Here is a 13,363-nt window from a genome sequence, read left to right on the forward strand (position 1 = left end):
GTCAGGGATAGCCTGGTCCAGGGAGAGTTTGGCAAACAGACGCATTGAGGCAATTTCGTAGAGTGCGTCCTCCATGGCGCCGTCGCTGAGGTTGTACCACTGCTGCATACAGTGAATGCGGAGCATGGTATCGAGTGGGTAGGGACGACGCCCGTTACCAGCTTTGGGATAGACGGGTTCGATGACCCCCAGCATCCTTGGCCATGGGAGCACAGCCTCCATGCGAGCCAAGAATATCTCTTTACGGGTTTTACGGCGTTTGCCATTGAACTCGCAGTCCGCGAAGGTGAGCTGGTGACTCATGCTGAACCTCATCCCTGATGCCAAGTGGGGTTCATGATCTCACATCAAGGACTTGTTCGCACTTTCCTTAACTGAGTTAATGCTTCTGGTAGGAGAGCTTTTGCAGCTAAAAGTTCTCTTTCCCTTTTCTGGTGCTCTGAGTACATAGTGGTAGCAAGAGCAATAATGCTAGCCAAAAGGGCTATCATTGCCGCATTCAAAGTTTGCCATGTGTTCCACACACCCTGCACATAATTCCAGTCTAGGCCGCTAATGTAAAATGGGTAAGCAACCATGGAAGCAAGATATAAAGCGAAAAGGAGTGATACAAAAAATAAGAAATATTTGTTGAACACTATCGTACCTTCAACTAATGACCTGGACCGCTCAAAAATATAACTGAATGCTCGGGAGATATCTATTGTTTCGGGACGTAGGTTAGAATAGCGAAGCGTATTCGGACGATCGCGAAAGTAAGGGCGTTGAGGTGACGCTGATGTTCAGGGTTTCCTGCTTCTCTTGCTATCAGGCTATTCGCGGTAAACGGACGATTACGCTGCGCTAATCGTCCCTACATGATGTGGCATATTGTTACCTCCCCCTCATCCCCAGCCCTTCTCCCCTTGTTTGTGATCAAGAGTGGGAGAAGGGGGCAAACAGGCTCCGCTGATTATGCGTTGGCTCTGTGGTGCGGGTGAATATGAGTGGCTTGGTATTGGCACGGACCATCCCCTCTCCCTCGGGAGAGGGTTAGGGTGAGGGGTTGCTATCTGTGTTGCAGGTTCGAATAGCGCAGCGTATTCGGGCGATCGCGAATAGGAGGTCGCTGCTGATTGCTCCGGACTTCCCCCAGACTTCACCTTCTCTTCACACAGCCTCATTTTCCCCTCACAAATCCCCCGTATCTTCTGCCCACTGCTTAAAAGGCCCGGCTTGCCACAGGGGTGGCGAGAGGGCGGTTGGTTCGAGGGAGCAAGATGATGAAAGGTTGGATGAAGTGTGGATTGGCCGGGGCCGTGGTGCTGATGGCGAGTTTCTGGGGCGGCAGCGTGCGGGCGGCGGGGATCTCCCTCAAGCAGGTGAGCGGCCCTGTCTATGTGGTGGAGGACAACTACTACGTCAAAGAGAACTCCATGGTCTATTTCGGGGCCAAGGGAGTGACGGTGGTGGGGGCGACCTGGACGCCGGATACCGCCCGCGAGCTGCACAAGCTGATCAAACGGGTCAGCCGCCAGCCGGTGCTGGAGGTGATCAACACCAACTACCACACCGACAGGGCGGGCGGTAACGCCTACTGGAAGTCCATCGGGGCCAAGGTGGTATCGACCCGTCAGACCCGGGATCTGATGAAGAGCGACTGGGCCGAGATTGTCGCCTTTACCCGCAAGGGGTTGCCGGAGTACCCGGATCTGCCCCTGGTGCTGCCCAACGTGGTGCACGATGGCGACTTCACGCTGCAAGAGGGCAAGCTGCGTGCCTTCTATGTGGGCCCTGCCCACACCCCGGACGGCATCTTTGTCTACTTCCCCGATGAGCAGGTGCTCTATGGCAACTGCATCCTCAAGGAGAAGCTGGGCAACCTGAGCTTTGCCGATGTGAAGGCCTATCCGCAGACGCTTGAGCGGCTGCAAGCGATGAAGCTGCCGATCAAGACGGTGGTGGGCGGTCACGACTCGCCGCTGCATGGGCCTGAGCTGATTGATCACTACGAGGCGCTGATCAAGGCCGTACCCCAGTCATAAGCCGGCGCGGCGGCAGCCGGAGGACGCGCTGGACGCACTAAAGAAGGCGCCTAGTCGGGCGTTTGTTACAGGGGGACGCCCTTGCCCCCAGTTTCGGGCTGTTCAAGGGCGGCCCCCTTTCATAAGATGGGCCTCTCTTCACGCAGTTGGCGGGCCTTTCGTGATGCACGCAATTCAAGACGAACAACCCGATTCACTTGGCCGCCTCAAGCAGGCTTTCATCACCGGCATGTGGGCGTCCCTTGCCAGCATCATCATCGGCTTCGCCTTCAAGGTGTGGCTGGCGCAGTGGGTGGCCAAGGGGGATCTGGCGCTGTTCAACAGCGTGGTGGATTTGATCTCCCTCTCCTTGATCCTGATGACCGGCTTTCGCTCCTCCATGGTGGTGAGCTACTCCCAGACCAGGAACGATCGGGACATCATCAATATCTTCCGCTACTTCCTTATCGGCATGGTGCTGCTCACCTGGGGGCTGGTGATCCCCTATATCAAGCACGGGCTCCATATCCGGGCCGAATATCTGCAACTGGTGGGAGTCATCTTCGGGCTGGGGCTCAAGGTCTACTTCACCAATCTGGTGGCCATGTACCGGATGTACGGGATCTCCAACCGGGTGACCTGGCTGGAGCCGCTGGCCAACGGCCTGCTGTTTATGGCCTGCTACTTTGGGCTTGGGATGGCTGCGCTCCCTTCGCTCTTCTACGGGCTGACCTTCTCTTCGCTTGGCATCGCCGGCTACATGTATCTGCACCGGCGCCGGGCCATCGCCACCCGGCCGCTGGCCAAGGTCGAGCTTGGCCCCGAGATGCGCAGCTATGTGAAGAAGAGCTTTACCGCCTCCCTCGAGGCGGGGGCCAGCATCCTGATGATCTACATCACGGTACTGCTCACCATCCGCCACTTCAGCCTCGACGAGCTGGGGGATTTTCAGGTGGTGGTGCGCCCCATCTTCACCTATATGACCACCCTGTTCGTCTTCCCCATCTATCGCTTCGTGCTGCCTGAGCTGGCGGTCAATATGCGCAGCGGCGATCACCGCCAGATCCGCCTGATCCGGCGCTGGATCTTCCGCCTCAGCGCCATCGTCAGCCTGGTGTTCTTTCTGGTGATGCTGCTGGCGGGCAAGCCGCTGGTGTCGCTGCTGTTCCCGGCCGACTATCTGGGGGCCGTGCCGGTGCTGCTGCACTTCTCTCTCTTCTTCATCTTCATGATGCTCAACGGCTACCAGCTCGCCTACCTCAAGGCCCACGGCCACTTTACCCAGAGCCTGCTGATCCGCGCGGTGGGCATAGTGGCGCTGGTGGCGGCCTACTATCTGGTGGCCCGCTTCACCAGCAACGTGGTGGCCATTATCGTGGCGCTGGGCCTCGGTTATCTGGTGATGTTCGTGCTCTCAACCCTGGCCGAGCAGCGCATCCTGCGGGCCCTGCCGCCTGTGCTGGCCACCGATTCATAGCAGCCTGCGGTTAGCCGAAAAATAAAAAACGCCCGCTCGGGCGTTTTTTTTATTGGGTCGCGAATACAGGCTAAGCGCCGTTTGCGGGTTACAGCAGCATGCCAACGGCCAGCCGGTTGAAGGCATTCATCAGGGCGGCCGCCAGGGTCAGGTCCGAGATCTCGCGATCGGAAAAGTGGGACTTGAGCGGTGCGTAGCGCTCGTCCGGTGCGCCTGCCTCATGGACATAAGTGAGCGTCTCGGCCCAGGCCAGGGCAGCGCGCTCGCGTTCGCTGAACAGGTCGCTGACCCGCCATCCCGCCAGACAATCGAGTTTCTGCTGCGACACCTCGCACTCGCGCAGCGCCTTGGCGTGCATCCCTAGGCAGAAGGCGCAGCCGTTGATCTGCGAGATGCGCAGATAGACCAGCTCCAGCAAGGGGGCGCCGAGGGGGCCCGCGGCCAGGGCGTCGCTGGTGGCGCGCAGCCCTTGATAGGCCTCGGCTGACAGGGTGGAAAAGGGAAGTCTTGGCTGAGTCATGGCAGTACTCCAAGGTGGTGTGGATCGGCAAGCCGGCTAAACAGGGGCTGCTGTGCCAGCAGCGCGCGGTTGGTGTCGATGGTCTGGCGCACCGCCTCGTCACCGAACACCAGTCCCTGCAGATAGAAGAAATGGATGTTGAACAGCCCCAGGGTGTTGAGCGCGTGGCGCAGGTAGGGGGTCAGGAAATCGGGTTGCCCGGCTCGCGGGCCCTGATGAAAGCCGCCCGATCCCACCAGGACGTAGACGGGGCGGTCGGCCAGCAGCCCCAGCTTGCCCTCGGTACTCGACCGGAAGGTGCGATGGATGCGCAGCACATAGTCAATCCACAGCTTGAGGGCGGCCGGCAGGGTGAAGTTGTGCAGCGGGGTGGCGATGAGCAGGGCATCGCTCTGCTCCAGCTCCCGGATCAGCGTCTCGGAGAGGGCCAGCTCGGGGGCGTCAAAGGGGGTGGCCGTGGTCAGCGCCTGCACATAGGCCTGGCTCAGGGCGGGCAGGGGGTCAGTGCCAACAGGGCGTTCGACCAGTGCGAGGGCCGGGTGCGCTTGCCGCAGACAGGCCACCAGATCCAGCGCCAACCGGTTGGCATGAGAGGCAGCTCCCTGGGCGCTGGCATTGATCAGCAGTACCTGGTTCATGGGCGCAGATCCTCGCAAAAATGCATCCCGCGGGAGAGCAACCCGCAGCGAAAGTAGAAGCGCTGGGCCAGCGCATTGTGCAGGCCGGTATCGAGCACAAGGTGATCGCACCCCAGCCGCAGGGCTTCGGCGCGCACGGCGTCCAGAAGCTGCGCCCCCAGGCCGCTGCGCTGCAGGTCGGGACTGACGACGAGGTCGTCGATATAGACAAAGCGCCCGTAGATGAGGTTTTCCTGCAGGCGATAGCCGGCCAGGCCGACGATGCGTTCGGCGTCCCGTGCACCCAGCAGGCGATAGCCTTGTTGTGTCTGCCTGGTGAGCTGCGCCACATAGCGCTCCGGGCAGCTGAGGTGGGGACGCAGCTGCTGCATCAGGGCGAAGCTGGCGGCAAAGGCCGCCTCGTCATCGAGGGGGTGGAGGGTGTGTGCCACATCCGGTGTCCATGCTGGGGTGATGAGGCACTGTATGCCCGTCATGGACCCGGTCACAGGGCCAAAAACGGTGTAAATGAGTAGGCCATGTGGCCGTGCGGAGGGAGCCTGGGCTCCCTCACCGGATCAGCGGCGGGCCTTGCTCTTGTTGCCAGCGAGCGCCTGTTTTCTGGCGCGCTGCTTCTGGGCCGCCTTGCTGCTGCGGCGTGGCTCGGGGTCGAAGCGGGTGAGATCCGGCTCAAAGCCCGGGAACCACTGCTGGGGCAAACGGGTGTCGAGCACGGCCTCCACCTTCTCCAGCAGCGGCGCATCTTCCGGGCTGAACAAGGTGATGGCGAGCCCCTTGTTGCCGGCGCGGCCTGTACGACCGATGCGATGCACGTAATCCTCCGCCACAAACGGGAATTCCATATTGATCACGTAGTTGAGATCCGTGATGTCGAGGCCGCGGGCCGCCACGTCGGTGGCCACCAGTGCCTGCAGGGTGCCGGCGCGAAACTCCAGCAGCACCTTCTCCCGCGCGCCTTGTGACAGGTCACCGTGGAAGGCCAGCGCATTGATGCCGGCCTTGCCGAGCTGCTGGGCCAGCTTGTCGGCCCCCTGGCGGGTGCGGCTGAAAATCAGCGCCGGTGCCCAGCCCTTTACCTTCAACATGTGCTCGACCAGCGCCAGCTTGCGATCGCCATCCACCGTATAGACCCGCTGCTCCACCTCGGCCGCCGTGGTGTTGCGCGGTGCCACTTCGATAAGAGCCGGGTCACGCAACAACACCTTGCTGAGGGCAAACAGGTTGTCATCGCAGGTGGCCGAAAACAGCAGGGTCTGACGATCCGCCGGGATTTGCTTCAGCAGCGCCTTTATCTCGTCCATAAAACCCATGTCGAGCATGCGGTCCGCCTCGTCAAACACCAGATGACGCAGCGCCGCCAGACTCAGCGCCCCCTGGCGCAGATGGTCGAGCAGCCGGCCCGGGGTGGCGATCAGGATATCCACGCCGTTTTTCAATGCCTCGACCTGGGCGGCGATACTCACCCCGCCGTAGACCAGCGTGCTGGTGAGGTCGGTGCCCTTGGCGTAGCGGGTGACGCTCTCATGCACCTGCACCGCCAGCTCGCGGGTCGGCACCAGCACTAGGGCGCGGATGGGGCGGGGGATATCGCTCGTCGGGTGTTGCAGCAACTGCTCCAGCAGCGGCAGTACGAAGGCGGCGGTCTTGCCGGTGCCGGTCTGGGCACCCGCCATCAGATCGCGCCCCGCCAGAATGAGCGGGATGGCACTGGCCTGCACCGGGGTCGGCGCGGCGTAGCCAAGCTCGGTCAGGGTCTGCTGCAGGCGGGGGGAGAGCGCCAGGTCGGCGAAGGAGGCAATGGACATAAGGGTACCCGTCGGGATGGGCGCGGCCACGCCGCGCTGGAAACAGTCTTGATGGTCGGCATGGTAACAGATGCGGGGCTGCGGGCAGAAGGCGCCGCCGGCTCAGCGGCAGTGAAACACCTCCTCCAGCGCATCCACCACGGCGCGCACCCGGCTGGCTTTTTGCAAGTCGGGGTGGAGCACCAGCCAGATGTCGACCGGATCGCACAGGGTGGGCAGCACGCGTACCAGATCCGGCTCCTTGTCCGCCAGAAAGGTGGAGAGCAGGGCGATGCCGAGCCCCTGGCGAGCTGCCGCCAGCAACAGCAGCTGGGCGTTGCACTGCAGCACCACGTTGGGCTCATGCAGCGGCTCCCCGCACAGGCTGTGCCAGTGGCGGGAGACCAGCTCCCTGGCAAACAGCAGCAGGGCATGCTGGCTGAGAGCGTGGCCGCTCTTGGGCGTGCCGTGGCGGGTCAGATAGTCGCGGGAGGCGTAGAGCCCCATTTCTATGGTGGTGAGGCGCTTGATCACCAGCTCGTCGTTGTCCGGGCGCAGCCCGCGAATGGCGAGATCGGCCTCCCGGTAGGCGATGTCGCTGACGCTGACTGCGGTCTGCAGGCTGAGCCGGATGCCGGGGTGGCGCTCGCGCAGCAGGGTGAGGGCGGGCAGCACGAAGGCCTGGGCGAGGGTGTCGGTGGTGGCGATACGCACCTCGCCGCACAGGCTCTGATCGCCGGCGCTCGCTTTGCGTTCGATGGCCTTGATGGCCTGCTCCATGGCGCTGGCATCCGCCAGCATGGCCTCGCCGAGGGGGCTGGCATCCGCCAGCATGGCCTCGCCGAGGGGGCTGAGATCATAGAGCTTGGGGGTGCGGATAAAGAGCTTGGAGCTGAGGTTCTGCTCCAGCGCCGTGATGCGGCGCCCCACGGTGGCCTGATCGACCCCCAGTACGCCGGCGGCGCCGCGCAGGGTGCCCTGCCGTGCCAATGCCAGAAAAAACCGCGCGTCGTCCCAGTTGATCATCGAACCTCCCGTTTGTCAGCCCCTGTTGGAGCTTGCTCATTAGAAGCCAGCGCCGGCGGGAGCACAAGGCGAGAGTGCACTCGCCTGTATGCAGATAGATGCCACCGACATGCATTATTGAAGCAGGCTGATGCATTTGTGTTGCTGTCGAGGGGCCGCGGCGGGCGCTATCATGGCGCCTCTCGTCAGCGGCCTTGCCCGCCCTCATCGGAGCCTTGCATGTCATCATCCCTCTGTGCCGCCGCCCCCGCTGCGGCGGCTACCTCCCATCGCGCCATCCTGCTGTTTCTGCCGCTGGCGTTGATGTCGGCGCTGCTCAACAGCAGCGTGCCCACCCCCCTCTATCCCCACTATCAGCAGGTGCTGGCCCTGAGCGATGTCAGCCTCACCCTCATCTATGGCGGCTATGCGGGCGGGGTGCTGATCTCCCTGTTCGGGGTGGGCAATCTGGCGGGCAGGGTGAGTGATCTGCGCGCCATGATCCTGCCGGCCCTGCTGGCGGTACTGGGGGGCGCCTTGCTGTTCTCCCTCGCGGACTCCTTCTGGTCGCTGTTGCTGGCGCGGGTGCTGGCCGGGATCGGCACCGGCGCCCTGACCGGCGCCGCCAATGTGGCTCTGCTGCGCTTCGGCCCACGCGATGGCGGCAAGCGAGCCGCCCTCAGCGCGACCCTCTCCTTCACCGCCGGGCTGGCGCTCGGCCCGGTGTTCAGCGGGTTGGCGCTGCAGCTGGAGTTCTATCCGACCCAACTGCCCTTCCTGCTCATCATGGGGCTGGCGGCCTGCGCCATGGCGGGGGTGGCATTGAGCTGGCCCGCCCGCGTGCAAGGGGTGCCGGCTGCGGCAACGCAGCAGGGCAGGGGATCGCTGGGGAAGGGGCTCAAGGCTACCGGGGCGGCTTTCTTCATCTGTGCACTGGCGCTGTTTACCGCCTGGGCGGTGGCGGCCAGCGGGTCACCCTCCACCATGGCGGCAAACTGGCCGAACAGCTGCTCCAGGCTCTCCCGGCTCAGTTCACGACTGCCGAGCACCTCGGCCAGCGGCAGCGGCGCCTGCAGGGTCACCACCTCATGGGGCGGCACCTCGGCGGCCAGCGGCATCAGCACGTCCTCCACCACCATGATGGCCTGCTCCAGCTCCAGCGCGCTCGGTGGATCCCGGCGAAACGGGCCCGGCGTCATGGCTTCGAGGCCGAAGCCCAAGTCGCGGGTGAAGCGGGTGCCGTCGGCCCGGGTCAGCTGCAGCTGGCTGCTGTGTTCCCCCAGGCTGAGCAGGATGGCGGTCTGGTTGCGGGTCATGGGGTCTCCTTAGTGGCGGTCGCGACTCAGCCCTATCCATACACCCGCCGCGACCTGCTGGCGAGGGCTTTCGGTGCCCCCCATCCGGGGAATGCGGCTTGCAATATGTGGAAGTGATGGCATTCTGGATGTCTAGATGGTTGTTTTGTCGTTACCTTCAGGAGTTCAGATATGGATATTCGTACCGCCCCCCGTGCATTTGCGCTCGCCCTGTTGCTGGCCAGCGGCCTTGCCACCGCCAACGAGGCGCTGGTGATCCAGACCGACTTCGGTCTCAAGGATGGCGCCGTCTCGGCCATGAAGGGGGTCGCCTTCGGAGTGGATCGCACCCTGCCGCTCTATGACCTGACCCACGAGATCCCGGCCTACAACATCTGGGAAGCCTCCTACCGTCTCTATCAGACCCTGCAGTACTGGCCCAAGGGGACCGTGTTCGTCAGCGTGGTGGATCCGGGGGTCGGCACCGATCGCAAGTCGGTGGTGCTCAAGACCAAGAGCGGCCACTACATCGTCAGCCCGGACAACGGCACCCTGACTCTGGTGGCGGAGCACTTCGGCATCGATACCGTGCGCCAGATCGACGAGAAGACCAACCGCCTCAAGGGCTCCGAGAAGTCCTACACCTTCCACGGCCGCGACGTCTACGCCTACACCGGCGCCCGGCTCGCCTCCGGTGCCATCAGCTACGAGCAGGTGGGCCCGAAACTGCCTGCCGAGGTGGTGAAGATCCCCTATCAGCCGGCGGTGGCCGAGCAGGATGGCACCCTCAAGGGCACCATTCCGATCCTGGACGTGCAGTACGGCAACGTCTGGACCAACATCGACGACAGCCTGCTGACCAAGGCGGGGATCAACAAGGGTGACAACGCCTGCATCAAGATCAGCGAAGGGGATGCGCTGAAATACGAGGGCAAGGCCCCCTACGTCAGCAGCTTTGGCGATGTGCCGGAAGGCCAGCCGCTGGTCTACCTCAACAGCCTGCTGCAGGTATCGGTGGCGCTGAACATGGACAGCTTCGCCGCCAAGCATCAGGTGCAATCCGGCGCCAACTGGCATATCAGCCTGAAGAAGTGCTCATAAGCACTGGCCAGCACCAACAATGACAAGGGCGCTGCGGCGCCCTTTCCATTACCGGTCCAGCGGTGGGCCTTACTGCCCCTTGAGCGGGGCGGCGGCAGGTTGAAGCCGGATGGGCTGGGGCGGCAGCTCGCGCACGCTGACCACCACCTCATAGCGTTTGTCGGCTTCGGCCGGCGGAATGTTCTTGAACAGCGCCTGGGCGGTGGCCTGAGGATCCTGGCCCAGCTTGCTGGCGTGATAGAGGGGGGCGGGTAACGCCGGCGGGCGCACGTCGGGGCGACCGGCTGGCGGGGCTGGCAGTTCGCAGGCCTGGGCCGACAGGCTGGCAAGCAGCAGGGTGAGTGCGAGGGGGGAACGTGACATGGGGATGACTCCATCCAGGGAAGATGGCCCATCAAACGCCAGGCCGGCCGCCATCTCAACGGCTTTTACGCTCCCTTTTCACCCTCTTTACAGTCATGACAACGGGCGCCTGGGCGCCCGTTGTGGATCCTGGCAACCGCGGGACTCAGAACTCGTTGGAGAGCGCCTTGTACCCCTTGACCAGATCGATGTTGGTGTGGGCCACGTCCTCGGAGAACTCGGCGGCATCCACCGAGACCCGCGGGATATGGTCCAGATCGCTCTGCTGGTTGATGCGGGTGGTGGAGGGGACGTAGAACTCCGGCGGCAGATCGCAGCCGTCCACCACCGAGTTGTGGCGTACCACGGCGCCGTCACCTATGTGGCAGTTGAACAGCACGCTGTTGAAGCCGATGAACACCCGGTTGCCCACTTCGCACGGCCCGTGGACTATGCTGCGGTGGGCGATGGAGGTGTACTCGCCGATGGTAACCGCAGCGCCGGACTTGGAGTGGATGACGACCCCGTCCTGAATGTTGGAGTTGGCGCCGATGACGATGGGCTCCATGTCGCCGCTGGCATCCACCTCGTCGGCGCGGATCACCGCATAGGGGCCGACAAACACGTTCTCCTTGATGATCACCTTGCCACAGATGATGGCTGTCTTGTCGATATAGGCTGACTCGTCGATGACCGGCAGATGGCCGGAGGGATTCTTGCGGATCATGTTACATCCTGTTGAAGAGGAAAGCGGACGGGAAACAGGCCGGACGTGCGGGCCCGCCGGAGAGTCAGCTTACGCCTCGGTGCCGGGAGGGGAAACCCTTTACTGGTCTGACCCCGACATTGGCCGGCGCCCCGGCAGGGTGTTCCCTTTGGGCAAAATATGGGAGCATGGCCGTTCCCGAGGGCGAAACGGCCCGCTCGACACTATTTGCATAACCCTGGATACCCAAGATGAAGAAGATTGTTGTGCTGCTCGGCATGCTGCTGGCCCCCTGGTTCTCCTCTGCCGTGCAGGCCAAAGGGGAGGCCGGCGAGTTTGACTACTACGCCATGGCGCTCTCCTGGTCACCGGAGCACTGCGCCATCAAGCCGGCCGACCGGGACCAATGTTCCCGCCAGCTGGGATTCGTGCTGCACGGGCTCTGGCCCCAGTACCAGCGCGGCTACCCGAGCAGTTGTACCCGCGAGCGGCTGGATCCGGCGATGGAGCAGCAGTTTGCCGGCCTCTATCCCAGCCGCTTTCTCTATCGCCATGAGTGGGAGAAGCACGGCACCTGCTCCGGCCTGAGCCAGCACGATTTTCATCAGCTGGCCAGCGACTTGCGCCAGAAAGTGAAGATCCCGGCCGCCTATCAGTCTCCCGCCGAGCCGCTGCGCAAGAGCCGCTTCCAGCTCAAGGCGGATCTGGCCAGTGCCAACGACTGGCTGGCCCCGGACAACATCACGGTGGCCTGCGCCGACGGTGGCCGCTTCCTGCGGGAGGTCTATATCTGCCTCAACAAGGAGGGGACCGATGCCGTCACCTGTTCCGACGAGATGCAAAAGCGCGAGTTGCGCTCCTGCGGCCAGCCGGACTTCCTGCTGCGCAGCGTACGTTGACCACTTATCTTCATCAGGCCCCTCGCGGGCCTGATGTGCAATGAGGGTATGGGAAAGGAGTCTGATCAATGAAGAGCAAGCAAGGATTTTCGGGTGAAGAGCGGGCGCTGCTGCTCGGCGTGAAAGGGGTGGGGCCCACCGTCATCGGGCGACTTGAACAGCTTGGCTACCACACTCTGGTGCAATTGGCCGCGGCCGACACTAGCCATATCGTGCAACTGGTGGCCAGCATGTTGGGCTCGACCTGCTGGCAGAACAGCCCGCAGGCCCGCGCGGCCATCGATGGGGCCATCGCGCTGGCGCGCAGCCAGGTCGGTGGCATCACTCCCGAGCGGCAAGAGGCGACATCATGACGCTGTTTGCCAAACTGGGGCTGCGCTACCCCATCATTCAGGCCCCCATGGCCGGTGTTCAGGACAGCGCGCTGGCACTGGCCGTGACCCGGGCCGGCGCGCTGGGCTCATTGCCTGCAGCCATGCTGAGCCTTGCCACCTTGCGCGAAGAGCTGAACCGGCTGGCGGCAAGCGGGGGGCCATTCAACATCAACTTCTTCTGTCACCGGCAGGAGGCGCCGGATCCCGCCGCCCAGGCCCGCTGGTTGCAGCGGCTGGCGCCCTACTATCACGAATACAGCGTGCGCGACACTGCCGGTATGGCCGCCCCCAGCCGGGCTCCGTTCAATGCCGAACATGCTGCCATGGTGGCCGAGTTCAAACCGGCCGTGGTCAGTTTCCACTTCGGGCTGCCCGAGCCCGAGTTGCTGGCCCGGGTGAAGGCCTGCGGAGCCAAGGTGTTTGCCAGCGCCACCACGGTCGCAGAAGCCCGCTGGCTCGCCGACCATGGCGCCGATGCCATCATCGCCCAGGGGCTGGAGGCTGGCGGCCATCGCGGTCATTTCCTCGAGGACGATCTCAGCCTGCAGCAGGGCACCTTTACCCTGTTGCCACAAATAGTCGAGGCGGTGAGGCTGCCGGTCATCGCCGCCGGCGGCATTGTCGATGGCCGCGGCATTCGCGCCGCACTGGCGCTGGGAGCCAGTGCCGTGCAGATGGGCACCTCCTTTCTCTGCTGTCATGAAGCCACCACTTCAACCCTGCACCGGGCGGCGCTGCACTCGCCGGCAGGGCAACACACGACGCTGACCAACCTGTTCAGTGGTCGCCCGGCTCGCGGCATCGTCAATCGCCTGATGCGAGAGTTGGGCCCGCTGTCCGAATCTGTGCCTGCTTTTCCTCATGCCAGCGGCGCCCTGGCACCGCTGCGCAGTGCAGCCGAACAGCGGGGGGATGCAGGGTGCTCGCCGCTCTGGGCCGGCCAGAATGTCTCCGGTTGCCGTGACTGGCCGGCTGCCGAGCTGATCTCGCTTTGGGTAAAAGAAGCAGGGTTGGCTGACGTTATGCCTATATAGGAAGCCAAAGCGAGCGCTGGGTCGGGTGGGAGGTCAGAAAAGAGGGGAGAGAAGAAGACTCGGACCCCCTGTTCTACTCACTATCTGTGGATAAGTTTGTATAAAAGCTGTGCCTGGATATGAATAACTAAAAAAGTGCAGTTTTTTGCAATTTTATTGCAGGGGAGGGGTTGCCAGAACGAATT

14 protein-coding genes and 2 pseudogenes are annotated in these 13,363 nt (G+C 63.2%); 7 read left to right on the forward strand and 9 right to left on the reverse strand.

Features of this window, described 5'->3' with window-relative positions; translation table 11 throughout:
• Positions 1-303: transposase (locus CAK78_RS02380; protein WP_141214098.1), on the reverse strand; the 303-nt coding region annotated here is incomplete at its 3' end.
• Between the two features lie 956 nt (positions 304-1,259).
• Here CAK78_RS02380 and cphA point away from each other — a divergent pair.
• Positions 1,260-2,024, forward strand: coding sequence for a CphA family subclass B2 metallo-beta-lactamase (gene cphA, locus CAK78_RS02385; RefSeq protein ID WP_094696243.1), 765 nt, complete (start codon positions 1,260-1,262; stop codon positions 2,022-2,024).
• A gap of 163 nt (positions 2,025-2,187) precedes the next feature.
• Positions 2,188-3,480, forward strand: a complete 1,293-nt coding sequence (locus CAK78_RS02390; RefSeq protein ID WP_094696244.1) for a lipopolysaccharide biosynthesis protein — start codon at positions 2,188-2,190, stop codon at positions 3,478-3,480.
• 88 nt (positions 3,481-3,568) lie between these two features.
• Here CAK78_RS02390 and CAK78_RS02395 read toward each other — a convergent pair whose 3' ends face one another.
• The 5 genes from CAK78_RS02395 to CAK78_RS02415 form a co-directional block, all read right to left on the reverse strand.
• Entirely contained in the window at positions 3,569-4,000 is a 432-nt protein-coding gene (locus CAK78_RS02395) for a carboxymuconolactone decarboxylase family protein (RefSeq protein ID WP_094696245.1), read from the reverse strand.
• Positions 3,997-4,638: an FMN-dependent NADH-azoreductase gene (locus tag CAK78_RS02400; RefSeq protein WP_094696246.1), complete on the reverse strand. Its 642-nt coding sequence runs from the start codon at positions 4,636-4,638 to the stop codon at positions 3,997-3,999. The genes CAK78_RS02395 and CAK78_RS02400 overlap by 4 nt, the downstream gene beginning before the upstream one ends.
• Positions 4,635-5,069 carry a GNAT family N-acetyltransferase gene (locus CAK78_RS02405; protein WP_065017926.1) on the reverse strand — a complete coding sequence of 145 codons (435 nt, stop codon included), beginning with the start codon at positions 5,067-5,069 and terminating at the stop codon, positions 4,635-4,637. Before CAK78_RS02405 ends, CAK78_RS02400 begins: the two co-directional genes overlap by 4 nt.
• Before the next feature lie 126 nt (positions 5,070-5,195).
• Positions 5,196-6,443, reverse strand: a complete 1,248-nt coding sequence (locus CAK78_RS02410) for a DEAD/DEAH box helicase (protein ID WP_094696247.1) — start codon at positions 6,441-6,443, stop codon at positions 5,196-5,198.
• A gap of 102 nt (positions 6,444-6,545) precedes the next feature.
• Positions 6,546-7,448, reverse strand: coding sequence for a LysR family transcriptional regulator (locus tag CAK78_RS02415; protein ID WP_094696248.1), 903 nt, complete (start codon positions 7,446-7,448; stop codon positions 6,546-6,548).
• A 219-nt stretch (positions 7,449-7,667) separates the two neighbouring features.
• Between CAK78_RS02415 and CAK78_RS02420 the strand changes: the two are divergent.
• Positions 7,668-8,396: pseudogene (locus CAK78_RS02420) on the forward strand (MFS transporter); the annotation flags it as partial.
• Here CAK78_RS02420 and CAK78_RS23325 read toward each other — a convergent pair.
• A pseudogene (locus CAK78_RS23325) lies at positions 8,387-8,743 on the reverse strand (hypothetical protein); the annotation flags it as partial. The pseudogenes CAK78_RS02420 and CAK78_RS23325 overlap by 10 nt on opposite strands.
• Before the next feature lie 171 nt (positions 8,744-8,914).
• Here CAK78_RS23325 and CAK78_RS02430 point away from each other — a divergent pair.
• Positions 8,915-9,823, forward strand: a complete 909-nt coding sequence (locus CAK78_RS02430; RefSeq protein ID WP_094696249.1) for an SAM hydrolase/SAM-dependent halogenase family protein — start codon at positions 8,915-8,917, stop codon at positions 9,821-9,823.
• 69 nt (positions 9,824-9,892) lie between these two features.
• Here the strand turns inward: CAK78_RS02430 and CAK78_RS02435 are convergent, their stop codons facing one another.
• On the reverse strand, positions 9,893-10,186 hold the full coding sequence (locus CAK78_RS02435; protein WP_094696250.1) for a hypothetical protein: 294 nt from the start codon (positions 10,184-10,186) through the stop codon (positions 9,893-9,895).
• 145 nt (positions 10,187-10,331) lie between these two features.
• On the reverse strand, positions 10,332-10,892 hold the full coding sequence (locus CAK78_RS02440) for a carbonic anhydrase (RefSeq protein ID WP_005309014.1): 561 nt from the start codon (positions 10,890-10,892) through the stop codon (positions 10,332-10,334).
• Positions 10,893-11,122: 230 nt separating this feature from the next.
• On the opposite strand from CAK78_RS02440, the gene CAK78_RS02445 reads away from it, so the two are divergent.
• The 3 genes from CAK78_RS02445 to CAK78_RS02455 all read left to right on the forward strand — a co-directional run bounded on the left by CAK78_RS02445 (position 11,123) and on the right by CAK78_RS02455 (position 13,178).
• Positions 11,123-11,770 (forward strand): ribonuclease T2 family protein, encoded by a 648-nt coding sequence (locus CAK78_RS02445; RefSeq protein ID WP_017788714.1) that lies wholly within the window; start codon positions 11,123-11,125, stop codon positions 11,768-11,770.
• Positions 11,771-11,838: 68 nt separating this feature from the next.
• Positions 11,839-12,123 carry a Pathogenicity locus gene (locus CAK78_RS02450; RefSeq protein ID WP_094696251.1) on the forward strand — a complete coding sequence of 95 codons (285 nt, stop codon included), beginning with the start codon at positions 11,839-11,841 and terminating at the stop codon, positions 12,121-12,123.
• Complete coding sequence (locus tag CAK78_RS02455) at positions 12,120-13,178, forward strand: NAD(P)H-dependent flavin oxidoreductase (RefSeq protein ID WP_094696252.1); 1,059 nt, start codon at positions 12,120-12,122, stop codon at positions 13,176-13,178. The genes CAK78_RS02450 and CAK78_RS02455 overlap by 4 nt, the downstream gene beginning before the upstream one ends.
• The last annotated feature ends 185 nt before the right edge of the window (positions 13,179-13,363 follow it).

This window comes from Aeromonas sp. A35_P (assembly GCF_002259925.1).
Taxonomy (GTDB): domain Bacteria; phylum Pseudomonadota; class Gammaproteobacteria; order Enterobacterales; family Aeromonadaceae; genus Aeromonas; species Aeromonas dhakensis.